Source organism: Paenibacillus sp. FSL W8-0439, from assembly GCF_038008995.1.
Classification (GTDB): domain Bacteria; phylum Bacillota; class Bacilli; order Paenibacillales; family Paenibacillaceae; genus Paenibacillus; species Paenibacillus polymyxa.
This window is the reverse complement of sequence record NZ_JBBPAK010000001.1, coordinates 2,192,669-2,218,333: the sequence shown is the minus strand read 5'-3', so window position 1 is coordinate 2,218,333 and position 25,665 is coordinate 2,192,669. Positions and strand designations below refer to the sequence as shown.

At 44.7% G+C, this 25,665-nt stretch carries 26 protein-coding genes and 1 other annotated feature; of the genes, 1 reads left to right on the top strand and 25 read right to left on the bottom strand.

From position 1 onward, the window contains the following. Positions 1 to 168 precede the first annotated feature (168 nt). The gene (gene argS, locus MKX36_RS09835) at positions 169 to 1,893 is read right to left on the bottom strand and encodes an arginine--tRNA ligase (RefSeq protein WP_340864577.1); all 1,725 of its coding nucleotides are present in this window, start codon (positions 1,891 to 1,893) and stop codon (positions 169 to 171) included. A gap of 61 nt (positions 1,894 to 1,954) precedes the next feature. Next, positions 1,955 to 2,213 (bottom strand) — a binding site (T-box leader). Positions 2,214 to 2,290: 77 nt separating this feature from the next. Beyond that, positions 2,291 to 2,620 (bottom strand): four-helix bundle copper-binding protein, encoded by a 330-nt coding sequence (locus tag MKX36_RS09830; protein WP_016821017.1) that lies wholly within the window; start codon positions 2,618 to 2,620, stop codon positions 2,291 to 2,293. 263 nt (positions 2,621 to 2,883) lie between these two features. On the opposite strand from MKX36_RS09830, the gene MKX36_RS09825 reads away from it, so the two are divergent. Further along, complete coding sequence (locus MKX36_RS09825; RefSeq protein WP_016821016.1) at positions 2,884 to 3,399, top strand: MogA/MoaB family molybdenum cofactor biosynthesis protein; 516 nt, start codon at positions 2,884 to 2,886, stop codon at positions 3,397 to 3,399. Between the two features lie 64 nt (positions 3,400 to 3,463). Here MKX36_RS09825 and MKX36_RS09820 read toward each other — a convergent pair whose 3' ends face one another. The 23 genes from MKX36_RS09820 to yfmH form a co-directional block, all read right to left on the bottom strand. Further along, entirely contained in the window at positions 3,464 to 4,927 is a 1,464-nt protein-coding gene (locus MKX36_RS09820) for a nicotinate phosphoribosyltransferase (RefSeq protein ID WP_019687018.1), read from the bottom strand. Between the two features lie 126 nt (positions 4,928 to 5,053). Then, entirely contained in the window at positions 5,054 to 5,620 is a 567-nt protein-coding gene (locus MKX36_RS09815; protein ID WP_017427958.1) for a cysteine hydrolase family protein, read from the bottom strand. Positions 5,621 to 5,687: 67 nt separating this feature from the next. Then, positions 5,688 to 6,476: an NUDIX domain-containing protein gene (locus tag MKX36_RS09810; RefSeq protein ID WP_013370763.1), complete on the bottom strand. Its 789-nt coding sequence runs from the start codon at positions 6,474 to 6,476 to the stop codon at positions 5,688 to 5,690. Between the two features lie 65 nt (positions 6,477 to 6,541). Beyond that, entirely contained in the window at positions 6,542 to 6,964 is a 423-nt protein-coding gene (locus tag MKX36_RS09805) for a PaaI family thioesterase (protein ID WP_340864576.1), read from the bottom strand. A gap of 122 nt (positions 6,965 to 7,086) precedes the next feature. Next, positions 7,087 to 7,539, bottom strand: coding sequence for a RicAFT regulatory complex protein RicA family protein (locus tag MKX36_RS09800; RefSeq protein ID WP_016821012.1), 453 nt, complete (start codon positions 7,537 to 7,539; stop codon positions 7,087 to 7,089). An 83-nt stretch (positions 7,540 to 7,622) separates the two neighbouring features. After that, positions 7,623 to 9,176, bottom strand: a complete 1,554-nt coding sequence (gene miaB / locus MKX36_RS09795) for a tRNA (N6-isopentenyl adenosine(37)-C2)-methylthiotransferase MiaB (RefSeq protein ID WP_019687016.1) — start codon at positions 9,174 to 9,176, stop codon at positions 7,623 to 7,625. 298 nt (positions 9,177 to 9,474) lie between these two features. Then, entirely contained in the window at positions 9,475 to 10,047 is a 573-nt protein-coding gene (gene pduL, locus MKX36_RS09790) for a phosphate propanoyltransferase (protein WP_016821010.1), read from the bottom strand. 144 nt (positions 10,048 to 10,191) lie between these two features. Further along, a complete protein-coding gene (locus MKX36_RS09785) occupies positions 10,192 to 11,277 on the bottom strand; it encodes a low temperature requirement protein A (RefSeq protein ID WP_117289506.1) in 1,086 nt (361 codons plus the stop codon). A gap of 187 nt (positions 11,278 to 11,464) precedes the next feature. Beyond that, the gene (locus MKX36_RS09780) at positions 11,465 to 12,532 is read right to left on the bottom strand and encodes a dipeptidase (protein ID WP_117289508.1); all 1,068 of its coding nucleotides are present in this window, start codon (positions 12,530 to 12,532) and stop codon (positions 11,465 to 11,467) included. Between the two features lie 118 nt (positions 12,533 to 12,650). Beyond that, positions 12,651 to 12,911: a stage V sporulation protein S gene (locus MKX36_RS09775; RefSeq protein ID WP_007430104.1), complete on the bottom strand. Its 261-nt coding sequence runs from the start codon at positions 12,909 to 12,911 to the stop codon at positions 12,651 to 12,653. 129 nt (positions 12,912 to 13,040) lie between these two features. Further along, complete coding sequence (locus MKX36_RS09770) at positions 13,041 to 13,835, bottom strand: TIGR00282 family metallophosphoesterase (protein ID WP_025364670.1); 795 nt, start codon at positions 13,833 to 13,835, stop codon at positions 13,041 to 13,043. Between the two features lie 76 nt (positions 13,836 to 13,911). Then, the gene (rny, locus tag MKX36_RS09765; RefSeq protein ID WP_013309958.1) at positions 13,912 to 15,456 is read right to left on the bottom strand and encodes a ribonuclease Y; all 1,545 of its coding nucleotides are present in this window, start codon (positions 15,454 to 15,456) and stop codon (positions 13,912 to 13,914) included. Positions 15,457 to 15,817: 361 nt separating this feature from the next. Continuing rightward, positions 15,818 to 16,567: a regulatory protein RecX gene (locus MKX36_RS09760; protein WP_031463337.1), complete on the bottom strand. Its 750-nt coding sequence runs from the start codon at positions 16,565 to 16,567 to the stop codon at positions 15,818 to 15,820. 210 nt (positions 16,568 to 16,777) lie between these two features. After that, complete coding sequence (gene recA, locus MKX36_RS09755; protein ID WP_025364668.1) at positions 16,778 to 17,839, bottom strand: recombinase RecA; 1,062 nt, start codon at positions 17,837 to 17,839, stop codon at positions 16,778 to 16,780. Between the two features lie 225 nt (positions 17,840 to 18,064). Beyond that, positions 18,065 to 19,333, bottom strand: coding sequence for a competence/damage-inducible protein A (locus MKX36_RS09750; protein ID WP_016821004.1), 1,269 nt, complete (start codon positions 19,331 to 19,333; stop codon positions 18,065 to 18,067). A gap of 95 nt (positions 19,334 to 19,428) precedes the next feature. Continuing rightward, entirely contained in the window at positions 19,429 to 20,016 is a 588-nt protein-coding gene (pgsA, locus tag MKX36_RS09745; RefSeq protein WP_016821003.1) for a CDP-diacylglycerol--glycerol-3-phosphate 3-phosphatidyltransferase, read from the bottom strand. 208 nt (positions 20,017 to 20,224) lie between these two features. Continuing rightward, positions 20,225 to 20,716: a YajQ family cyclic di-GMP-binding protein gene (locus MKX36_RS09740; protein ID WP_013370750.1), complete on the bottom strand. Its 492-nt coding sequence runs from the start codon at positions 20,714 to 20,716 to the stop codon at positions 20,225 to 20,227. A gap of 145 nt (positions 20,717 to 20,861) precedes the next feature. After that, entirely contained in the window at positions 20,862 to 21,026 is a 165-nt protein-coding gene (locus MKX36_RS09735) for a hypothetical protein (RefSeq protein WP_013370749.1), read from the bottom strand. 84 nt (positions 21,027 to 21,110) lie between these two features. Next, entirely contained in the window at positions 21,111 to 22,205 is a 1,095-nt protein-coding gene (locus MKX36_RS09730; protein ID WP_090887162.1) for a helix-turn-helix domain-containing protein, read from the bottom strand. Between the two features lie 30 nt (positions 22,206 to 22,235). Then, positions 22,236 to 23,009 carry a DUF3388 domain-containing protein gene (locus MKX36_RS09725; protein WP_013370747.1) on the bottom strand — a complete coding sequence of 258 codons (774 nt, stop codon included), beginning with the start codon at positions 23,007 to 23,009 and terminating at the stop codon, positions 22,236 to 22,238. Positions 23,010 to 23,238: 229 nt separating this feature from the next. Then, entirely contained in the window at positions 23,239 to 23,493 is a 255-nt protein-coding gene (locus MKX36_RS09720) for a DUF3243 domain-containing protein (protein WP_016821001.1), read from the bottom strand. Between the two features lie 102 nt (positions 23,494 to 23,595). Then, positions 23,596 to 24,363 carry an elongation factor P 5-aminopentanone reductase gene (gene ymfI / locus MKX36_RS09715; RefSeq protein WP_016821000.1) on the bottom strand — a complete coding sequence of 256 codons (768 nt, stop codon included), beginning with the start codon at positions 24,361 to 24,363 and terminating at the stop codon, positions 23,596 to 23,598. 20 nt (positions 24,364 to 24,383) lie between these two features. Beyond that, positions 24,384 to 25,664, bottom strand: coding sequence for an EF-P 5-aminopentanol modification-associated protein YfmH (yfmH, locus tag MKX36_RS09710; RefSeq protein ID WP_016820999.1), 1,281 nt, complete (start codon positions 25,662 to 25,664; stop codon positions 24,384 to 24,386). Between the last annotated feature and the right edge of the window lies 1 nt (position 25,665).

The following is a 25,665-nucleotide window of genomic DNA, read 5'->3' as shown; positions in this document are numbered from 1 at the left end:
TTAGTGTAACCCGTCTTGCTCTTTTCTGCTCACCATCTCCATGCAAACCCAAAAGTGTCTATGATAGTTTTCCTTTTGCAGCGCCTTTTAGAGAAAAGAGCTAATTCGCAGTAATTTTAGCTAGCAAAAGCAGCAGTGAACCTAACAAAAATACCCACTTGTGGTAGCTTACATCCGGTTAGGGGCTTTCAGTCCAAGAAGTCGCAGTGTACTTGCCAGCTTATCTGCAGTCTGTTCCGCCAACTGAATGCGCCACTGTCCACCATCGACAATCCTTTCCTTAGCATAAAAACGGTTGAACGCCTGTGCTGTATCCAATGCAAATCTAGCAATAACCGAAGGTTCCAGTTGCTGAGCAGCACGTATCAGCTGCCCGTGATAGCGATCCAACTGCTTAAGCAAGGTCCAGCCTGCGTCACCCAGCATTTCATCCGAAACGATATTCCATTCAGGAGAATGCCCTTCTTGACCAAGGACGTTGTCACTGGAATTAGAATCAACCTCAGCGCGAGCGCGAGCTTTCTCCAGAAGGCTGCGTATACGCGCATGGGTATACTGCACATAAGGGCCAGTCTCACCTTCGAAGGTCAATGCCTCCTCCAACGAAAAATCCACTTCATTCAGACGGTTATTTTTTAAATCGCCAAAAATAATCGCTCCGATGCCGACATCTTCTGCTATTGCCTCTTGTTCCAGCAAATTGGGATTCTTCTCCGTAATAATGGCTTGAGCACGCGCTACAGCTTCATCCAGCACTTCCTCCAGTTTCACCACCTTGCCGCGTCTTGTGGACATTTTTTTGCCTGCAAAACGCATTAAACCAAACGGTACATGCTCACATTGCTCTGCCCATGCCTCCCCTGCATGCTTGAGCACCGCAAATACCTGTTGGAAATGTAACTTCTGTTCCCCGCCAACGACATACAACAGCCGATCAGCCTTCATCACTTCATGACGATAAATCGCTGTTGCCAGATCACGGGTGGGATAAATGGTAGTCCCATCCTTCTTCAAAATAAGACACGGCGGTAGCTGCTCGTCTTCCAGACGAACCACAAGTGCCCCATCACTTTCCTCCAGCAATCCTTTTGCTCTTAATTGGGCAACAACTGCCTGCATCTTATCATTGTAAAAGCTTTCCCCCAACACATGGTCAAACGAAATGTTAAGACGTTGGTACATACGATCAAATTCACCCAGACTGACTTCAACAAAAAACTCCCATAGTTGTTGAGCCTCAGTATCCCCGTGCTCCAAACGTCGGAACCACTCGCGGCCTTCATCCTCCAAAGACGGGTCATGCTCAGCCTCCTGATGAAAACGGACATATAGCTTCAATGATTCCCCGATCGGATCCTGTTGTAGCTGCTCTTCATTGCCCCATCTTTTATAGGCCGCAATTTGCTTGCCAAATTGTGTCCCCCAATCCCCTAGATGATTCACACTAATCGGTACATATCCGGTTTCACCAAGTATGCGATACAAGGCGGCACCGATAACAGTAGAGCGAAGATGACCGATACCAAATGGTTTGGCAATATTGGGCGAGGACATATCAATTACTACTCGCTGTCCATGCCCAATATTGGGATTCAGAAACTCAGTCTTGCTCAATTCAGCAAGCATCGGTGGAATATGAACAGATCGATCCAATGTAATATTTACATAGGCACCCGATGCTGTAGCGGTTAGACCCGCTTCATGGCTTACTAGCTCTGCCAATTCCATTGCAATATGCTGTGGAGACTTTCGAAATTTCTTAGCCAGCACAAAACAGGGAAACGCCACATCTCCCCATTCAGGCTGCGGAGGCACCTCGAATAAAGATAAAACTTCTTTCTCCTCCAAGCCCGTATGAGCTAAAATAGCTTGGGTAGCAATCATCAACAACATGTTCCTCTCTCCTTCTTTTTATAGGATCTAACAAAAAAAAAGCCCTCGCCTCTTGATATAATCAAGAGACGAGAACTTCGATATCCCCGCGGTACCACTCTTTGTAAATCGGTTGTGTAGATAAAGCTAGCTTACACAAATCGCGATTTCACTCCATTGACAAATAACGGTGTCAGCCGGGTTGATCTACTAGAAGTTCTTATCGTTGGATCAACCGTCTCCCGGGTGCGCTTCACATCGGATTTCATACCGGCTTCCACCTCTTCCGGCTCGCTGTAATGATACGGTTCCGTTGCTACTCTCCCGTTCCTTGACGTTAATTCCCACCATTATACAAACCTATTTAGTAGAAAGCAACCTTTTATTCCCTCTTCAGGGACTAGTTCTGTATATGTAATTACACTGCCACCAATTGGCGACAAGCCTCAACACAATGACGGCAGGCCTCTGCACAATGTTTGCAATGATTATGGGAATGCTTGCTGCATTCAGCAGCACATACCTCACAGGCTTTGGCGCATAGCTCACAGATTTCCTCGGCAAAATCCGTTCCGCGCTGCAACATTTGAGCAGCAAACCCACATATCTCTGCGCATTCCCTACTCACTCGAATACATTCACGCAGCATAGCTAAATCATATTCCTTCAAACTTGCTACATAGCATACATTGCAAGCGTTCATACATTCCAGGCAAGCATCCACGCATTTTTGGTATGAATGATTCATAATACATTACCTCCCAGTTGTTGATCCTGCTGTACTATTACCCGCTGAGCCTTGAAATTAATCAATTGATGTTCGCGCTTTCAACAAAATAAACCCAGAAAATCCCGACTTATGTAAGGAAGTGTACTATATTCCAAGGTGCAAGCGCAAGGATATTAATCACATAACTTTTTATCCCTCGTTTCTGACTTGCATCCAGTCGGTCCTTCCTCTATTGTAAAAAAAGAATATGCTTAACCATGAATCAAGGAGTGAACATTGTAATGAACATAACATCTGTAGAGGAGCACCGACGGGAGTCTCCGCAGCAGGTTAACTGCATGGTCGTGACCGTCTCTGATACACGAACCATGGAAACCGATACTGGGGGCCGACTGCTCAAGGAACTACTAGAAACGAATGGATATAAGGTTGTTCGATATGTTATCGTCAAAGACGACTATGAGGGTATCCGACAGTTGGTAACCGAAGCTGCAGCACATGAGGACATCGAGGCTGTACTTTTAACAGGTGGTACTGGCATTTCTCCGCGTGATACTACATATGAAGCCATCTCCTCTTTACTGGATAAGGAACTACCTGGCTTTGGTGAAATCTTCCGTTACTTAAGCTTTGCTGAGGACATTGGATCAGCAGCTATATTAAGCCGGGCTGTAGCGGGTACTGTGGGCCAGACAGCTGTGTTTTCTATGCCTGGCTCCCGCGGAGCCGTTCGTTTGGCAATGGAACGCATTATTGTCCCTGAACTGCGACATGTGATGAGAGAAATTTATAAATAAGCTCTTATTCCACACATGCGCCGACACAAAAAGGCACCCCATATGAATGAGGTGCCTTTTCACATTATTCTTTTTCTTCAACTTCGGGCTGCATGTAGCTATCAATCAGCTTTTGCTTCAGCTCCCATACCTTCTCGCTAAGATTAACACGATAAATTTCAGGATTCAGCTTCCGCAAATATTCTGGCCAAAACAGTTTCAACTGTGAAGCATGATAGGCACGAATTTCATCCAGTTCGGGAAGCTCGTATACCTTCTGTCCATTTATAAAAATAGGTTCAAGCATCGGTACAGCTTCGTAATTTTCAACATACTTCTTCATATATGGATGCAAAGGGTTAAACAGCTTCAGGCGCTTACCATTGCGCGGACGTTCTTCATCCGGGAAAGAAATGTAATCAGCTACAGCTCTCCCTTTCTTCTTATCCACAATGCGGTATACATCCTTTTTGCCTGGTGTAGATACTTTTTCCGGGTTACCCGAGATCTTAATCGTCGGCAGCATTTCACCGTCTACTTCCCGCTCAACCAGCTTGTACACTCCGCCTAATGAAGGTTGATCTGAAGCCGTAATCAGCTGTGTTCCTACACCCCATACATCAATACGTGCACCTTGGGCTTTTAGATTGAAAATCGTATTTTCATCCAAATCGTTGGAAGCAACAATTTGTACGTAATCCAAACCTTCGGCATCCAGCATTTCCCGGGCCTGAATAGATAGATAAGCCAAATCACCGCTATCCAAACGGATGGCATTCATACGCTTGCCTTGACTCTCCAGCATCTTTGCTGTCCGAATCGCATGAGGAACACCGCTCTCCAGCGTGTCAAAGGTATCTACCAGCAATGTAACCTGATCTGGCAAAACCTTCGCATACACGTCAAACGCCTCTTGCTCCGTCATAAAGGTTTGTACCCATGAATGGGCATGTGTTCCTTTTGTCGGAATCCCAAAATGTTCGCCTGCCAGCATATTAGAAGTCGCATCGAAACCTGCAACATAAGCTGCACGCGCTCCCCAAATGGCTGCATCTGCCTCCTGCGCACGCCGTGTACCAAATTCGAGCAGTGTATCGTCACTGGCCACCTGCTTGATACGCGATGCTTTTGTCGCAATGAGTGTCTGGTAATTCATAAAATTCAACAACGCCGTCTCGACAAGCTGCGTTTCCATAATTGTTCCTTCAACACGGACCAGAGGCTCATTTGGAAAAACAAGCGCCCCTTCTTTCATCGAATGGACCGTTCCGCCAAACTTAAACTGGCGCAATGCCTCCATGAACATGGGATCGTACTTTTCCTCCTGCTCTGACAGATAGCGAATGTCCTCTTCTGTAAACCGCAAATTTGAGATGTAATTCACAATGCGTTCCAGACCAGCGAACACGGCATATCCATTACCGAAAGGGAGCTTACGAAAATACGCCTCGAACACAGCTTTACGTTGGTGACTTCCGTTCACCCAATGGGCGTACATCATATTAATCTGATATTTATCTGTATGTAATGCGAGGCTCGTTGACTTCATCGTATCATCCTCTCTGACTGTCCCTGGTCCCTGGCTTGGTGACGGCATACCGTCTTATCTGCCCAGATTCAGCAATATCCGACTCCATTTTGTTATCGGACATTGGTGCACAATCATTCAGTTATTTTACTTCTTCTGGCGCAAAAGCGTATCTTCAGCCGACCATACCGTGGCTCCAAGACTTCCCTCAAAATGGCCCAAAGCCCAGTCATGTCCCGCCTGATTAAAGCTCGCCACAGCGTCCTTATATACGGTAATAGCAAAACCTTTGTTATAAGCATCTACAGCCGTATGCAGCACACAAATATCTGTACACACACCAATCAGATGTACTTCCAGAATCCCGCGTTCGCGCAACCTGAGTTCCAGATCTGTACCAGCAAAAGCACTGTACCGTGTTTTATCCAACCAGTAGATACGATCACTTTGTTGCTCATATAGGCTATGAAGCTTACCATACAATTGTCGTCCATCGGTTCCACGTATATTATGTGGAGGAAACAGCTTACTCTCCGGGTGATAAGGGTCATTCTCCTCATGTAAATCAACAGCCATGACAACAAAGTCCCCTTGCTCTACATAGGCCTGCGTGATGGCTGTGATCCGTTCATCCAGCTCAATCGCGGGTTGCCCCACAGGCAGACTACCATCCACAAAATCTTTCGTGTAATCAATAACAATCAGTGCTTTCATCGTACAGTCAGCTCCTTATCCTCAAAGTGAGATTGTACGCTCTATGCGTAATCTATACCATTAAACGTTACGTATAGATAGATAAACGCGGTACTCTATCACTAAAGCGATACAACTGGGCCGGTCTTTGTGAATATTGATTGGAACTCAGCGGTTTACCGTTCTCATCCCGAACCTCTTCCAGTATTCCCTGTCTGCTACGAGTCGATGTTATTTTGCGAATAAAATTCGGCTCTTCGAAATCCGGTACGACGCTCTGAATCACCTGATACAATTCACCCAGTGTAAAATGTGGCGGTAAAAACTGCTTGGCTATCGTTGTCTGAAGCATCTGCAACTGAATCTTGCGATAAGCATCGACTATGATATCCCGGTGATCGAACGCCAGCTCCAATTCCTCCAACGCTTCTCTGATCGTAAATAACCCGACCTCAGAAGCATCATCAGCCGCCTGCCGTTGCTCTAGCATCCATTCCTCTACCAGCGCAAAAAAAGCATGCGATATGATCCACCCGCGCGGATCACGGCCTGGTCCACTATATACGCCCAAATACTCCAGATGCCCGCCGTCTACACCAGTTTCCTCTAACAGTTCCCGCTTGGCCGCTCCATATATGGATTCATCTTCTTGACAAAACCCTCCAGGCAACGCCCAGCGTCCCGCAAACGGCCAACTCCGGCGCTTGATGAGCATCACTTTCAGCTCACGAATCGGCAATGTCTTTGTTACCGTCTTGCGCTCACGCTTCGTTAAAGTAAACATTACGATATCCGCCGGAGCACCATCCGGGGTACGGTATTTCTTAATGTTATAAGACGCCTTCTGCGCCTCTTCGTTTATACGATTGCTATCCATTGGCATCACCATATTATATCGTTTTGATAAATTCATTATGACATAATAAAAATTTTTGTCAAGCGTTAGGCCTTGCCTGATTCACTTGCTTGTTGACGCAACACTCGGAACGTTGCTGTAGCTGTACAACCGAGTGTACCTTCGCTATCCCTTACTTCTGCCTCGGTGGTTATAGTGCGGCCTCCCTGATGAATAATCCGTGCTTTAACGTCCAGTCGTCCTTGTCCCATGGCTGACAAAAAATGAACATTCAGGTTCGTTGTTACACATGGATCCATATTTCTTGAAGCCATACTGACCATCCCCATCGCCTGATCCATCAATGAAGTGAGCACCCCCCCATGTACAATCCCCATCACATTGGTATGATGTTGTTTGGCCTCCAAAGCGATATGTGCCTCGTTAGCATCAGCTGTGATCAGCTCACATCCTAAATACTCCCAAAAGGTATTATCTTCACCTTCTAGCATCTTACGCAACTTGTCCATTCCCTCTCTTCCATCCCTTCTATGCTGTCGCAATTTTCTTGATGTCCCATGAACATATACGATGACTAATTGCTTCCGAAAAAAAGGCGTGGAAGCTAAGCCTCCACACCACAAATCTTATTCTAGTCACTGCAATTAGAGGAGGAAGTGACCTTCCCCTCTTCTACGTTCACCTTTTCAGCAACCGTATCACGGATGGCCGTGATCACCATTTGCAGTAGCTCATTAATTTCCACCTGGCTCTGCTGAAACTCTGTTACAATTGGAATACCGTCAAGCTCTTCCTGTAGCTCCTGAAGTTCAGCCTCTATTTTAGCAATCATTTTTTGATTCTTTAAAGATTCAAATGCTACAATTTCCTTTTGCTTCTTCTTCATCGTTGCAATCAGTTGCTGGATGCGCTCATGATCCTGAATCTTTTCTTCTGCTTTCCGGAACACCTGTACTTCCTCACTGCTGCCCAGAATACCCGCCAACTCTTTGGCCTTTGCCAATATCATATCGCGATTGACCAAATGATCATGCTGGCGCGCCGCCGATTGAAGTTCTGTTTGTTGCAACCGCTCCTCTGTCATTGTCCATCGCTCCTTTTCTCACTTAGATGGTCTTGCACGCAGCCTTTTATTCAAACCGCATGCAGCCCGCTAGACTATTCTTTTTATCCGTTAACCGCTACTGGCGTTTGAACCAAGTCACCTTTAATGTAGAAGGTCATAGGTTCTGTAATTTTAACTTGGACAAAGGAACCAATCAGATCCTTCGATCCTTCAAAATGAACCAGCTTATTGGAACGAGTCCGACCAGCAAGCACGTTGCTGTCATTTTTGCTCTCGCCTTCCACCAGCACTTCCACCACTTCGCCACGCAATCGACTATTAAAGCGAAGGCTGTTTTGATTCACAGCAATGTTCAGACGCCGGAGACGCTCTTTTTTTACCGACATAGGCACATTATCTTCCATCGAAGCCGCTGGTGTGCCTTCACGTGGTGAATAAATAAATGTGTAGGCAAAGTCATAGCCCACTTCACGCACCAAAGATAGAGTATCTTCGAACTGTTCGTCTGTTTCACCCGGGAAACCGACGATAATATCTGTTGTCAGAGAAGCATGCGGAACAGCTGCTTTTATCTTCGCGGCCAGTTCCAGAACACGCTCACGAGTATATTTTCGGTTCATTTTCTTCAATATATCCGTATTACCGGATTGTACAGGCAAATGAATATGCTCCACCAGATTGCCACCCTTACCAAGGACTTCAACCAAATGGTCGTCAAAGTCACGCGGATGAGAGGTCGTAAAACGTACACGCGGAATATTGATTTTGCGCATATCATCCATCAGATCTCCGAATCTGTAATTCATATCCTTCAAATCCTTGCCATAGGCATTGACATTCTGACCCAACAAGGTAATCTCTTTAAATCCTTGACGGGCCAAATCCCGCACCTCAGCAATAACATCCTCTGGTCGGCGACTTCTTTCCTTACCACGTGTGAAGGGAACGATGCAATAGGTGCAAAACTTATCACAGCCGTACATGATGTTTACCCAAGCCCGCATACCCTCGCGCTTCTTCGGCAGGTTTTCGATAATGTCGCCCTCCTTGGACCACACTTCGACCACCATTTCTTTGCTAAAGAGTGCTTCCTTAACGAGCTGAGGCAAACGGTGAATATTATGGGTACCAAAGATCATATCGACAAAACCATGTTTTTGCATAATGCGGTTCACGACATTCTCTTCCTGCGACATGCAGCCACACACTCCGAGCAAAAGTCCTGGCTTTTCTGTTTTGAGATGCTTGAGGTGACCCAGCTCACCAAACACTTTATCTTCCGCATTTTCACGGATAGCGCAGGTGTTCAGTAAAATGATGTCTGCTTCCTTCCGATCCTCGGTTGCCTGGTAGCCCATTTGCTCCAGCAAACCTTTGATTGTTTCGGAATCATGCTCATTCATCTGGCAACCGAATGTATATACGATATAATGCTTGCCCTCACCGATATGCTTTAGCTCATCCGGGACTGCGTTATCATACAATACCTGTACGTCCTCTTTACCACGCTGCTTTTCTTTTCTATGGTTCGGCTCCGCCATAATGTTGATTTCACGTCCGCGAATACGAATCTTTTTGCTATGCTCATCTTCAGAAATAATCTTCGCATCCGAGAAATCAAAATATTTGGAGTAATCTTTTGTTTCCTTAGCCATTCGCTGGTCACTCCTTACACCATCTATTTCACGAGCTAATTTGTGATTTACTGTATCTTTAGGCAGTTGGTTATTTTATTTTATGCTCCAAAAAAACCTTTGAAAAAGGCATTACACTAAATTATAGCATGATTTATAGGTCATAGCCATAGATCATCCCCGGATACGAATCAGATGCAGTGTGATGCACAAAGTTTTTTATGTATAAGGTGAGCATTGGTGTATTTATAGTATATAAAAAAAGCCCGACTCTTTTGCAAGAATCGGACTTTTACAACTTGTGTATTCAATACGTGTATTAGTCTACGATTTCAGCAGTGTCACCGTTTTTCACACCGGCTCCGTTCGCTTCATCCGTGTCAATATGCATATCCAAAGCAAAAGAATCGGACACACGTGCAAGAACATTTTCAAATACAAGGCCACGTTCGCCGCCAACACGTACTTTCAGCAACTGCTTGTCCTTAATGTCCCATTTAGCTGCATCGGATGTATGGAAATGGATATGGCGGGCTGCTACGATAACGCCTTCTTGCAGTTCCACTTCTCCGGCTGGTCCTTTCACTGTGATTCCTGGTGTACCATCAATGCTACCGGATTCGCGTACAGGTGCCTTTACACCAATAGCAAAGGAATCTGTGCGAGAGATTTCCAGTTGGGAAGCTGGACGAGCTGGTCCCAAAATGCGAACCTTATCAAATTGGCCTTTAGGACCAATTACAGCTACCGTTTCATTTGCGGCAAATTGTCCTGGTTGGGACAAAGGTTTAAATTCAGTCAATTGATAGCCTGCTCCGAACAAGATTTCAATATGCTCTTGAGTCAGGTGAATATGACGGGCGGAAACGCCGACAGGTACGATTTTAGTCATCGTGTGGTCACTCCTTTTTCTCTATACAATACTTTACACATCTATGCTATTATACTCCTATTTCGACAAGAAAGAAAAGGATAGTGCATAAAGTTCCCTTTTTCGCCCTAACCAGCCATACATATCGTCCATATAAAACTGGGATCAAACCGTCATTTTTGCAAACAGAAGAAAGAAAAGCATGATCTCAGCTACGATGAGATGAGGAACTACAATAAATAAATTCAGAATAAACAGCGCACAGAGGATTCCAGTTAAGAAAAGAATGACTCTGAGACGAGGTTTAAGATGACTCAATCTGTACTGATGGAATACCAGCAAAACTGACAAAAAATAAATAAAAACAGAAGCAAAAGTAAAGCAAAGCACAAAAGTATAGGCTGCTTGCCCTAAAAATAAGAGCTGTATGGAAGCCGCAAGCATGCTAAGAGAAAGATAAATAAACAAATGACCATAGATAATAGTCTGTCCTGCTGTTTGTTTGGATTTGTCTACGCGCTTCTCTATATTCTCAAAATATTGCCACCAGATTGCGATGACCAATACAAATGTCAAAGCAGCAAAACCAATGGAAGAGATCGTGAAATGATCGGATTGTAAAACAGAAAGTATACTTATCACTGATTCTCCAAGCAGGATTAAGGTGAACTGTGCAAAACGCTCCAACAGATGCTCTGTATGGATAGGTGTGATCACCAATTTTTTACGACCGATTAATGGAACGAGGATATCAACAGCAATACCAGTATATAAAATCAAATATCGTACCCACGAGTCGAAGAAAAGGGAGAAGCTAGAGATGACTATCCCAACCCAAAGATAGGTTCCAAAAAAACGAGCTGTTTCCTGTTTATGAGCCGCTTCCTTGGGGGCCGAAAGTAAATATTGAACGACAGTCAAACCTCTTAAGCCAATATAGCCAACAAAAAAAGATACATAATACGCATCAAAATCTATATTAAGGCTAGCAGTCATGATTAACACAAAAAATAATTGCAAAATCATAAAAATTCGATGCGTTATACTGTCTTGACCAAAACGATTGTTATAGACTGTTTGCCCCACCCATGCCCACCAGATCGGAATAAAAATCAAAATAAACTTCTCTAAATTATGCCAACCAACACTACCATGCTCAACATGTAGTAAAACATGAGTTGCCTTGGACACAGCTGCTACAAACAATAAATCATAAAAGAGTTCAAGCCAGGTAACCTTTTTTATCAGCATTATGTAACGGAGCTCCCCTCTAGTATGGCAGTATAGCATGGTGCTTTCAGGCTCGCTTCTACGTATGCCCAATTTCGGAAAGCGTTATTTTAGCACCATGCAATCCTCGGATGCTCCAATTATTTCGTAATCGTTCTCGCTTTGTCAAGAAAATGCTCAGCCGAAAACAACTGCGATATTAAGCTATTTAGGACAACATTTTAGATGGCAGATTTGTTCTTAAATAGTCTAGTGCATGTTCTCCAAGCCATCCCTTGACCAGCTCCTCAGAGTAATGTTTCAGCAGTAGTTCTGCAAAAGCCGGATATTTCCCCGCGTGCTCCAGTCCTCTCACATGGGCCTCGATACCGTCAAAATCAGAGCCGAACATCAAATGTCTTTCACCACCCAATGAACAAATGTGCTCAATGTGCGGTAACAGATCCTCAGCGTGTACTGTACCCTGCTCTTTCAGAAACATCGTGACAAAGGTCAACCCAATTCGTCCGTTGCGGGCGATCAGCGCCCGAATCTGTTCGTCCCGCAAGTTACGGGGATGAGCACATCTCGCAAAGGCGTTCGAATGCGAAGCGATGGGCGGTAAGGCCGCCTCCTCCATCACTTCCCAAAAGCCTTGTAAGGACAAGTGTGATACATCTAGCAGCAGTCCCAGACTATTACAGCGATTGACCAAATCATGTCCCTTGCGGGTTAGACCGCCACCTCTAAGCTCCATAATGCCGTCAGCCGCCCAATTTGCATAATTCCACGTCAGCCCAATCAACCGTATTCCCAATGCATAGCACACATCCGCATAAAACGGGTTTCCTTCCAGCGCATCTACCCCTTCAAGTGAGAGTAAAGCCCAAGGTGACTCTGTATGATTCGTTCCATTACCATCCCAATTCCTTATTTTTCCAGCTTGCTTCTCTACGTCTGTCTGGTGTACTTGCTCCATTTGACGTGCAGCGGACATATTTTTAAGTGCTACCAATTCCTCTCTCCAAAGCAAAGGTTTTAACCCGCCTGAGGTAGAAGTCACATGCTGCCTGAACAGTTCAATTTGACGAACCACATGCTCAAATTTTGGCGTACCCAATACCTGTGAAATATATATAGCGAACGTTTGCAACTTTACGTTGCCTTCTAACAAACGCTCTTTTGTGACATCAAGCGATGAATGACTGAAATCTACCTGCGAATCGAGTTGCATTTTACATAACACGTCGCAGTGAAGATCAACGACTGGCCAATTCGCTTCAAACTTATCATTCATGCACTATACCCCCATTGGATTAAAGCCCACAAATTTATTTTGAAAACCATAGTAATTAAACCACAAAGCAAAAAAGCCCGTTTACAAAACGTAAACAGGCTCAGGCAACTTCCATTTATTATCTTGGCTCTACGATCAATTTGATCGCAGTCCGATCTTCTCCATCAATAACAATGTCTGTAAAAGCAGGAATACAAATCAAATCCACTCCGCTTGGTGCGACAAATCCCCGGGCAATGGCTACCGCTTTAATGGCTTGGTTTAGTGCACCCGCTCCAATCGCCTGTAATTCTGCATTTCCGCGTTCACGCAGTACTCCTGCGAGTGCGCCTGCAACTGAATTGGGATTGGATTTTGCTGATACTTTTAATACATCCATAGTAAGTACCTCCCCTGGGAATGATGATGGTTTGATTCCACTATTAGATGTTATTCGAGGGTCAGCAAAAAATTCCTGCTTTTTGGTGACAGTTTTCCTTATTCTTTCCTTAAGTAGCTCACAACAAAGTTAATCCATCCGCCATTCGTCTTCTTTAAGCCTGATTTTCTGAATTTTACGGGCTTTCCCATCGTCATCATTGAGCTCTACGCTGATGGCATGAAAGTGCCATTTGCCCATGTCCACTTGAAAGCGTACCGGAAGCTGGGTCTGAAATTTCTGTAATACAGCCTCTTTCTGCATACCAAGCACGCCCTCATAAGGACCTACCATTCCCGCATCTGTCTGATACGCAGTTCCTTGTGGCAAAATCGTATCGTCATTACTTTGTACGTGTGTATGTGTTCCTACCACGATTGATGCACGTCCATCCAGATGCCAGCCCATGGCAATTTTTTCGGAAGTGGCTTCAGCGTGAAAATCTACTAGAATATGTTTATGTTTTTTGCGCAGCTCGTCTACAATTTCATCTGCTGCCCGAAATGGACAGTCAATAGCTGGCAAAAAGGTTCTACCTTGCAGGTTAACAATGGCTAGTTCCTTACCTCCACCTTTTACAACAGTGTAACCCCGACCTGGTGTCCCTGGCGGAAAGTTAGCCGGACGGATGATCCGCGGCTCATCATCTATAAAATCAAATATCTCCTTATTGTCCCATGTATGATTGCCCATCGTAATCCCATGAACGCCCCAATCAAAAAACTCTCTAGCGATGGCTTGAGTAATTCCTCTTCCCGAAGCTGCATTTTCTCCGTTCACAATAATAACATGAGGGTTGTATTTTGATTTTAGCGAAGGGAGATTCTCCCTCAGTGCCTTTCTGCCTACACTGCCGACGATGTCTCCAATAAATAATACGTTGATAGAAAACCCTCCCTAGTCTGCCTTACATAATGAAAAGTGGCCCTACAAGCAGCGGCCACTTTTCATTGAAATGCTTTTATTTTGCGTATTCTACCGCACGGGTCTCGCGAATAACGGTAACCTTAATATGCCCTGGATAATCCAGTTCATTCTCAATCGTTTTCGTAATATCGCGGGCCAATCGGAATGCTTCCGCATCATCAATTTTCTCTGGCTGTACCATGACACGAACTTCGCGTCCGGCTTGAATTGCGTATGATTTCTCAACGCCTTCAAAAGATTCGGAGATGCGTTCGAGCTTCTCTAGACGACGGATGTACGTCTCTAGCGTTTCACGCCGCGCTCCCGGTCTTGCTGCTGACAGAGCATCTGCCGCTCCAACCAGCATGGCGATCACTGAAGTCGCTTCGCAGTCGCCGTGATGTGAAGCAATGCTGTTGATAACGACCGGGTGTTCCTTGTACTTCTTCGCCAGTTCCACGCCAATTTCAACGTGTGATCCTTCCACTTCGTGATCCAGCGCCTTCCCGATGTCATGCAGCAAGCCTGCCCGTCTTGCCAGTACAACGTCCTCGCCCAGTTCCCCGGCCATTAGACCTGTCAAGTATGCAACTTCCATCGAGTGCTTCAATACGTTCTGTCCGTAACTCGTACGGAACTTGAGACGTCCCAAGATCTTGATCAAATCCGGATGCAAGCTATGCACACCCACTTCAAAGGTGGCCTGTTCACCATACTCACGGATTCGTTCGTCCACCTCTTTACGGGATTTTTCCACCATCTCTTCAATACGAGCCGGATGTATCCGTCCGTCCGCTACGAGCTTCTCAAGAGCAGTACGCGCAATCTCTCTACGAATCGGATCAAATCCGGACAATATAACAGCTTCCGGCGTATCATCAATAATGAGGTCGATTCCAGTAAGGGTTTCAAGTGCACGAATGTTACGGCCTTCGCGTCCGATAATCCGGCCTTTCATTTCTTCGTTCGGCAATGTCACAACAGAAACCGTCGTTTCTGCTACATGATCTGCCGCACAGCGTTGGATGGCCAGTGTGATGATTTCACGGGACTTTTTGTCCGCTTCTTCTTTGGCCTGCTGTTCAATTTCCTTAATCATCTGAGCTGTTTCATGACGAACTTCCTGCTCTACGTTGGTCAGAATAATACTTCTTGCATCCTCCATCGTAAGATTAGAAATACGCTCCAACTCAGTTACCTGGCTCTTGTAAATCAAATCAATTTGCTGCTGGGTTTCATCGATTCGTTTCTCTTTGTTGGCCACTTGTTCTTCTTTGCGTTCCAGCGATTCCAATTTTTTATCCAGCGATTCTTCTTTTTGCAGCAATCTTCGTTCCTGTCGTTGAATTTCATTGCGACGTTCACGAGTTTCTTTTTCAGCTTCGGCACGGATGCGATGAATTTCATCTTTCGCTTCCAATACCGTTTCCTTCTTCAGCGCTTCTGCCTCTTTTTTCGCGTTCTCCACGATTTGCGCGGCAGCTTCTTCCGCACTGGAGATCTTAGCTTCTGCAATAGATTTGCGAATAAAATAACCAATCCCGAACCCAAAGAATAACGCGGCTACAGCAACGAGAACGAACCAGATCGCAGTCATCATACTGTTCACCTCCCCGTTGGTTCCTCCAAGGCATTCCTTGGGACTTTTTGAAATTGTCACATTTACTTTGATCGTCAAACTAAGATAACGACTCAAGGTCGCTTCATTTCATATGCACATGCTTTCACACGTACAATTCCGCCTGGCATAGCGGCATCACTTGTTATTTGGCGATGAGAACTTTACCGTGGATTCCGCTTTTTTGGAAGGAAAAAGGGCACTCCACAAATATCGTTTCATATATATTTTATTATTTGACAAATGGCATTGTCAAGGGAATGCAAACATTAGTAGACTACCGTGCAGCTGTCCATATCATAATCAGCTCATCTAGCCAGAAGTTCAGCTACCGTTTTGCAACTTATTCCTCCCAATGCAGTAATTCCTCGTCATCGAAAGCTCCGTCTTGCTCAGCCGCACTGAGATGATTGACCACGCGGCGTGTCATATCCCCCGAATATCCGCGTCTCATAAGAAACGGAAATGTTTTCCTTTTTTTATCCATTATATCACCACGTACCTGATTCCATTTCTTACGTCCAATCGACAATGCACTCTCCCACTCCTCATTGTCAGTGATCTCACCTAATGCTTCCCCGATAGAGGCTTTAGAGATGCCCTTCTGACGAAGTTCTTGTCTGATCCACATCTTACCCTTACGTTGGCTTGTTATACGCTGTCTTGCCCACTGACGGGCGTATAAATCATCATCTACAAGCTTCTCCCGTTGCAATCGCACCAATATCTCATCAATAACAGTCTGATCCACTTCCTTTTGCGCTAAACGCTGGGCAATTTCCTGACGTGTACGAGGCTTTTGCCCCAAATAGCGCAGCGCATGTACATAAGCCTGTTGTTTTTCATCTGCCAGAACGATATCTTCTAGTTCTTTTTTGACGAATGACGTTCCTTTGAACATGTTGTACTTGATCATTACATCTTCCAATACAGACAGTGAATATGGACCAAAATGAATGATGTATCTTCCACGGTTGCGTCTCTGCCCCTGCTCCACTCTAGTAATCATCAATTCCTCATGATCTGGAAAAAGAGAAATCCCTTGCTGTTTATCTTCTTCCGAAGTGTATTCATCTTTATCGTCCAACTGCACTATGTTTCCCTCACTTTGAAATTCACGAAAGCAGCCTATGATCACCTGCTACGCAAAAGTTAGATTCTGCTGACAAAGCAGACTGTATTTGATGCAAAAATGCCCTGCACAACTGTGCAGGGCATCAGAATTATGCTATTCAAACGGACTGTACCATAATCCCTAGGCTACAGTTCACATGACAGATCAAAAGCGAAGTCTCAGGCAAGCTTATTCAAGCTCCAGCAATTCCTGTTCTTCCTTGGCCTCCTGCGCTAACTCTTCTTCTGTCGGTGGAGCAATTGTTGTAATCAAATTACTGGCCACCCGGATTTTTTGCTCGATCGTACTAGCAATGTTCGGATTTTCCTTCAAAAATTGCTTTGCATTCTCACGTCCCTGACCAAGGCGCTCGCCTTCGTAGGAATACCAAGCTCCGCTCTTGTCGACAATGTCATGCTCCGTACCGATGTCAATCAAGCTTCCTTCTTTGGAAATACCCTCACCGTACATAATATCCACTTCGGCCTGACGGAAAGGAGGCGCAACTTTGTTCTTCACCACTTTAATACGTGTGCGGTTACCCACGATGTCGTTACCCATTTTCAAGCTTTCGATACGACGAACATCCAAACGTACCGTAGAGTAAAACTTCAAAGCACGTCCACCTGGTGTAGTTTCAGGGTTACCGAACATAACACCTACTTTTTCACGGAGCTGGTTGATAAAGATAGCAATGGTTTTCGATTTATTAATGGCTCCAGACAGCTTACGTAATGCCTGTGACATCAAACGCGCTTGAAGACCGACATGGGAATCTCCCATTTCGCCTTCAATCTCTGCCTTCGGTACAAGTGCCGCTACAGAGTCTATGACGATAATATCCACTGCCCCACTACGCACAAGAGCTTCGGCAATCTCCAATGCCTGCTCACCTGTATCTGGTTGCGATAGTAACAACTCATCAATATTGACACCCAGCTTGCTCGCATACGACGGATCAAGCGCATGCTCGGCATCGATAAAGGCGGCTTGTCCGCCTGTTTTTTGCACCTCTGCGATAGCATGAAGAGCTACTGTCGTTTTACCGGATGATTCCGGTCCATATACTTCAATAATCCGGCCTCTTGGAAAGCCGCCCGTTCCTAACGCAATATCCAAAGCAATCGAACCACTGGGGATTGTTTCCACTTGCATGTGAGTAGACTCACCCAACTTCATAATGGAACCTTTACCAAATTGCTTTTCTATTTGACGGAGCGCCATATCCAGCGCAGCACGACGATCTGACAATAAACTCACATCCTTCATTGTTTGTACTTTAATAATACCTTGTTTTGACACGCTTGCCAAGCATTTTTTCGAACATACATTCGTTTTTTTATTTCCCACAACTCTCTTCTATAATTAAACCTTTCTCATAAAACGAAAAAAGAACCGCTGGCAAAAAGCTTTGCAACGGTTCTTCCGATAAGAAGATTATATCATGAATATCTATCTAAAACAACTCATCGATAATTAAGAGAGTTTCTCGTTCTCTACCAATCGACGCCACAATCTGTACAAGATAGCTTTGACGGATCGCAAACGGATGGTCTCACGGTTACCGCTTAAATTTAGCTCATATACCTCCGTTTCCTTGTCACGCTGAGCAATACCAATATACACCAGACCGACTGGCTTTCGCTCGGAATATCCGGGCCCAGCTACACCAGTAACGGAAAGTCCGAAATCACTGTCCATAATCATTCTTGCCTGCTCTGCAAGCACAAGGGCTACTTCCTTACTCACTGCGCCTGGCGCATGATCGCCTTCCAAATAATCATAGGGCACATTGAGCAATTTCATCTTCATTTCATTGGAATAACACACGATTCCACCTTGAAACATAACAGCACTGCCAGGTATAGAAGTGATGTGTTCCATCAGCATACCGCCTGTACAGCTTTCCGCCGCACTCACAGTGAGTCCGCGTTTGGCCATTAAATCTACAATCACCTTCTCCAGCGTAACATCTTCACTTGCATACATATATTCGGAAAGACGTTGCTGAATTTGTACTTCCGTAGCCGTTAGCTTAATTAAAGCTTCACTCTCACTGGCCGCCTTGGTGGATATACGGATCGTAACTTCCCCTTCCTTGGCATAAGGAGCAATCGTGGGGTCCGTCTGGGATTGGATCAGATCTAGCAAGCGAGTTTCAAGAGCTGACTCACCGATCCCTGCAAATTTTAGCATTTTCGAATAAATTGGCATCTCCTCACCGCTCAATGCCTGCTGAAGCAACCATGGTTTAGCATGATTTGCAAACATAGGTTTAAGCTCCTTAGGCGGTCCGGGCAAAACCACATAAAATTTACCGTCCTGTGCAATCGCATCCCCTATAGCTAAACCTGTCTCATTTTCAAGCGGAGTGGCTCCTTCAATAGAAAGCGCCTGCCGGCGGTTATTCTCGGTCATTTCGACCCCGCGGTTCCGGAAAAACTGATCAAGCTTGTCCATGGCAAGACGATCTATCTGCAATTTCCGCCCCAATACAGCCGCTATCGCATCTTTTGTCAAATCGTCCTGAGTTGGTCCCAGCCCACCAGAAAACAAAATAATATCCGCACGCTTCTGAGCAAGTCGTACCGCTTCCTGAAGTCGATCCATGTTATCGCCAACTACAGTCTGAAAATATACATCAATGCCGATTGTAGCTAGCTCTTGTGATAAATATTGGGCATTTGTATTTACTATTTGTCCAAGTAATAACTCTGTTCCTACTGCAATAATTTCAGCTTTCATCAATTCGTCCTCCTATGATGCGTATATTGTGGGAATTATGTAAAGAAACAGCAATAAGTTAAGTCCCTATTGCTGTTTCCATAAGATTTATCCTGTTACACTTTAGAGGAGCTCAGCAAATGGATATTCTTCACAAAGTAATCAATACCCGAATAAATGGTGATTAACACAGCTGCCCATATCGCTATTAAATCAAACGGAATACCCAGAAAAACAAACGGGAAATTATTAATGAGCAGTGCTACAATAGCAACGATCTGGATGATCGTCTTTAATTTCCCCCAATTGCTTGCAGCAACCACAGAGCCATCCAATAAAGCGATCTGTCTTAGACCCGTAACCGCAAACTCACGACTGACAATCACAACAACAACCCATGAATCAATTTTTCCCATTTCTACCAAAGAAACCAAAATAGCAGTTACCAACAGCTTATCAGCAAGGGGGTCCAACAGCTTGCCCAAATTGGTGACCATATTATTTTTACGAGCCAAATATCCGTCAAGGCCGTCTGTGCTGGCTGCTACAAGGAAAATAATAGCCGCAATCAGCTGATTATACGGCAGCTTGAAAGCACCGATCTCAATCGGTGGCGGATAAAAATCAAAATCCACCAGCAAAGCCAGCATCATCACCGGGATAAGGCAAATCCGCGTTATTGTAATTCTGTTGGGTAAATTCACAACACACTCTCCCCTGATTATCGTACTTGATTACAAATGGCAGCTTTCAGATTGAAATCAATCCTATGTAAAATCGCTTTCGACGAGCGTTATACACCTTAATGTCTGCATTTTCGTTACAAGTATAATATGGCGCAAAACGCATGTCAAAATAACCTGCTGCACATCAAGCAACGTTTGTCCTACAAAATCTATGAGAGAAAACGGCTTATTTCATGTTTGTAAATTGAAGCTCCAACGGCAGATCAGCTTTCCGCAGCAATTGAATAATGGCCTGTAGGTCATCCCTATTTTTTCCAGTTACTCGAATTTGATCACCTTGAATCTGACTTTTCACTTTTAGCTTGGAATCCCGAATAAGGATATTAATTTTTTTGGCGTTATCCTGATCAATTCCCTGCTTAAGAGAAAGACGCTGACGCACTGAACCTAAAGAGGCTGGTTCTAATTTTCCAAATTCCACATTTTTAAGGGATAAACCTCGTTTGACCATTTTAGATTGCAAAATATCAATCACCGCATTAAGCTTGTATTCATCTTCCGATGCAATCGTAAGAGCATCTTTCTCAAGCTTGAGGCTACTTTTGCTCCCCTTGAAATCAAATCTTGTTTCAATTTCACGCTCCGTCTGATGAACCGCATTTGTTAACTCCTGCATATCCATTTTGGAGACGATATCAAATGAATTTTCTGAAGCCATCGTTTCACTTTCCTTTCCACAACAAAGTTCAATATCTAATTATAGGCTAGTCATTTATAAAAATCCAATAATCCGTTCACTAAAAAGGCGTTCTTGCCAGTTCCCCGACAAAAACGCCTTTATTTACAATTACAGTTTAACATTTCTAATAGTGACTTCGTGTTGGATTTCTAAACATATCCAAAATTCCAAGCACAATGTGAGCAAGACCAAAGCCTAATATGCCATAGCCCCATGCATTCGGTGTTAGATAATAGCCCAGTAAACTGACAATAATCCCGAGCCCAGTCACAATCCAGCTGACGGTCATAACGTATACACCTCACTTTGCGGAAAATGAAATGACTGACTTTCCAAGAATTACAGTCATTAGTATTTCCCCGCAACAAGGCGTTTATTCACCATCAGTAGTTGTACTAGAATCTGTCCCACTTTGTGTAGTATCCGTACTACCATTTGTCGTCGTCTCCGTTGAACCCGTCACCCCAGTACTCGCTCCAGTGGAAGAAGCTTCCCCTTGCTGTATCAACACCCGAGTCGTCGATTTATTATCGGTTATCGGTTGGCCGGCGACGGAAATATCCGTGGCAGAAGACCGTCCTGATTTGATATATAAGCCTTCTGGACCGATATCGAAAGACATGGCATCTCCACTTTTAGTCATACCATAGCTCAGCTTTTCTCCACGGGAATTTTGTCCCTTGTACACCTCAAGCCAGCTTTCGCCCGTTGCTTTAATATCTACCTTGACCGTGGCCCCCGTTGCACTGGAGACTTTGAAGATCGTCGTCTTGCCTTGCTTACCATCCTGAGCCACAGTTACTCCCTGAACTGGCGTAGTCGTATCCGGCTGCTGACCAGGATTTGGAGTAGTCGCATCTGTAGTTCCCGTACCACCTGGCTGGGTTTCCCCGTTTTTTCCCGTATCAGGGGTCTGCCCGCCAGCACCATTTGGTGCCGTTGTCTGACCATTATTCGGTGTCGTAGTTGTATTTGGAGTAGACGTGTTTGGTGTCGTGTTTGGTGTTGTGTTAGGTGTTGTACTTGGTGTACTTGGTGTTGTAATCGGCGTTGTATTTTCTGCTGTTTTTGGAGTGGAATGGTTGTTACTCACCCAATAAGCATAAATAACCCCAACAATGAGAACTAGAAAAAGCCACATTAACGCTGTAGGCAACCATTTAAGATTGCCAATCGTCGCGGGACGGCTGGAGCGTTTTTGTGTAACAGGCTCCATGACTGCTTCCGGTTCAGGTTCAGGCACATTGCTTTGGTGCCCTTCCAGAAGCTCATCGGGATTCAACCCAACCGTTTCGGCGTATGTTTTAATAAAAGCTCTGACATAAAAGCTTCCCGGCAGCACTTTGTAATCGCCCGTCTCAATGGCTTCCAGATAACGTTTGCGTATCTTCGTCATTTCCTGAACATCGTCAAGGCTCAATCCTTTTTGCAGCCGGGCCTCCTTTAATTGCTGACCCAGTTCTGACATGTCATCATCTCCTTGTGTAATTACACTTATTTAAAGATCTTCTGTATAACTGGCTGTAAAGGTATCATAAATAATTTCCTCAGCCGGATTATTGCGAAGTTCAATAATGATATTGAAATCGTCAAAGCTGTATCCCGATTCACGCACAAATACATCAGGATGCTCAATCACTTTGGTACTTGGCATGCTCATAATTTCCTGAAGCAGGTGATAATGTCTTTCATTGGATCGAATGGTACTCACAATGCCGTCAATAATAAACACATTGTTGGGATTCATTTCTTCCTCAGAAAGCTGACTGCGTACCGTCTGTCGTAATAACGTCGACGACACAAAAGTCCAACGCTTCATTGCACATACACTACTGGCAATAATGGATTCCGTTTTACCAACACGCGGCATTCCGCGAAGACCGATTACCTGATTGCCATCCCTCTTTAATACTTCACCCAAAAAATCGACCAGCAACCCAAGCTCATCACGTGTAAAACGGAAAGTTTTACGATCATCCGAATCCCGATCGATGTAACGGCCGTGTCTTACTGCCAATATATCGACCAGTCTCGGAGCACGTAAGGCCGTGACTGTAATGTTGCTGGCTTTTTTCAACGTATCTCCGAGAATGCGTATTTTCTCGTCATCGTCTGTTTCGAGAAGCATCCCCCGTCTTTCGCCTTCAACACCGTTAATCGTCAGTATATTAACCCCCAGAATACCAAGCATGGAAGCAATGTCCCCCAGCAGTCCGGGTCGATTTTTATGTATCTTGTATTCCATGTACCACTGTTTTGTCTCTTCCGTCACGTTAGCACCTCATTCACATTCAAACCGTCAACAATGCCAAATCAAAGCCTTATTGTATCATAAGATAGCATCATTCGACAAAACCCAATTATTGAAATTCGATAGGCTACAGTGTGTTGTAAGCCTCAATCACGTTTATGATATATAAATTACAATGGAATTACAAGAACAGCTCTGTAACCATTACAGAAAAGCCCCCCAAAAGGGAGCTTTTCATGTTGGTTCCTACTTATGCGTTGCTCTTAGCTAATTTAACCATTAGCCGGGCGATGGTGTGACGTTCGTCCTCATCGGCAACTCCCCACAGTTCTTTCAGTGCGCGGTTGGAATGGTTAGCTGGATCGACCTTCTCATCCAGAAAATCACCGATTTCGTAAGCAAGCTCCGCAATGGTATCTTGACTGATTCCCAGCTTCTCTGCTTGCTCTACACGCTGACCAAGGAACTTTTTCCAAACATCAAAATTCTGAACAACTGTTGACATACTTAAATCCTCCTTAGATGATTCAGATTTAAAATCAACAGTTGTAATATGCTCTTCACAGACGCTTACTATACTGGTGGATTCCTCCAAGCGCTGTTTTCCTTACGTCACCCATCCTCCGTTAGGACTTATGACCTGGCCATTAATATAACCTGACTCAGGAAGCGCAAGAAAATAAACTAGGGACGATATTTCATCAGGCCGTGCCAATCGTCCAGCAGGAATTTCTTCTTCCAAACTGTTAATTTCGCCTGCATCCAAATGATCCAACATCGACGTGTCTACCGCCCCTGGAGCCACAGCATTCACTGTTACGCCAGAAGGCGCAACCTCTTGAGCCAGTGCTTTAGTGAAAGCGTTAATGCCTCCCTTGGTAGTGGAGTACAATACCTCGCACGAAGCTCCACATATGCCCCACACAGACGAAACATTCACAATACGGCCATAGCGTTGGGAAATCATATGCGGCATAAAAACCTGCGTACACAAAAAAGTTCCCTTAACATTCACGGCCATCACTTCGTCCCATTCCTCTTCCGATACATCTGAAAGCAGCCCATAATGAGATAATCCAGCATTATTCACTAGAATATCTGGCTTCATTCCGTGATTATCCAGCTTTTCCCGCATACGTTCAATCTGCTCCTTACTCCGCAGATCGGCTGAAACAGTCATTACCTTGCCTGAATAAGTCATGCAACGACGAGCAACTTCATTTGCTTTTTCATGGGACTTCATGTAGTGAATGACCACATTCATCCCTACTGCTGCAAAACGTTCGGCAATAGCCGCACCAATTCCACCACTTGCTCCTGTAATCAGCACAGTCGTATCGCCAATAGCCTTTAACTCTCCGCCCTCGGTGGTCATCGGTTCCCTCTCCCTGGACATTACGGACTCACCACCAGCGATATTGCCATTTGATCCCACTTTATATGATCTTTCAGACGACGGTTTACATCCTCAAGCGTGATACTTTCATAAACCGGAAGCAATTGAAAAAAATCACTGCCGCGGAAGCGATGTCTTGTAAACTCATGCGCAATATTTTCGGGAGAATTGAGAGTGCGTAGATAACCGCCGATCTTCTTTTTGCGCGCTCGTTCAAAATGTTCTGCTGCAAACCCCTGCTTCTGAATAGACTCTACCTCTTCTCGTATCCTAGCCAACAGCCGATCAGGGTCTTTGGTATCCCCGCCGATCGCAGAAAATGCATACTGTTGCGTACTATTGTACTCATGGCCAAAACTGTCCGAAATCAGGTCCTCATCGTAGAGCTTCTGATATAGCTGTGTACTGGAACCAAACAAGAGATCAAGCATCAGCTTAGTTTCCAGATCATGACGTAGCAAAGCTTCTCCCGTTAAACCTACTTCAGCCTCCTTGAATCCAAACAGCAACTTTGGCAAAGAAACAGCCAGCTTTACCTCATGACGCGGCTCTGCAACCGTTGTGGGTTCATCATCGAAAATCCGCTCGATCTCCCCCTGCGGCTTATAGTCTTTTTTCGCCTGATTATTACGTACCAATTCGATTACTTCGGCTGGATCCACTCCACCTACTACAAAAAGAATCATATTACTTGGATGGTAAAAAGCTTCATAGCAACTGTACAATGTTTCCTTCGTAATCGTACTGATGGATTGAATAGTACCTGCTATATCAATATGCACCGGATGGACCTTGTACAATGCCTCAATCAGACCAAAGTAACTCCGCCAGTCGGGGTTATCTTCATACATATTGATTTCCTGGCCTATAATGCCTTTTTCCTTCTCCACATTTTCATCTGTAAAGTAAGGATGCTGAACAAAATTGACTAGTGTGGTCAAATTCTCTTGAATGCGTTCGGTTGCCGAAAACAGATATACGGTCTGATCAAAGCTCGTAAATGCGTTCGCCGATGCTCCATTAGAGGAAAAGGTAGCAAAAATATCGCCTTCGGGCTCTTCAAACATTTTATGCTCCAAAAAATGAGCTATGCCATCCGGCACCTTGACGGGCTCTTGACCTTCTACCCGGAAATGATTATCAACCGAGCCATATTTAGTTGCAAATGTGGCATACGTCTTCTGAAAGCCCGGTTTGGGCAACACATAAACGTGCAAGCCATTATCCATTACTTCATAGTACAGCGTCTCCTGCAAGTGCTCATACGATATATGCTCCAAC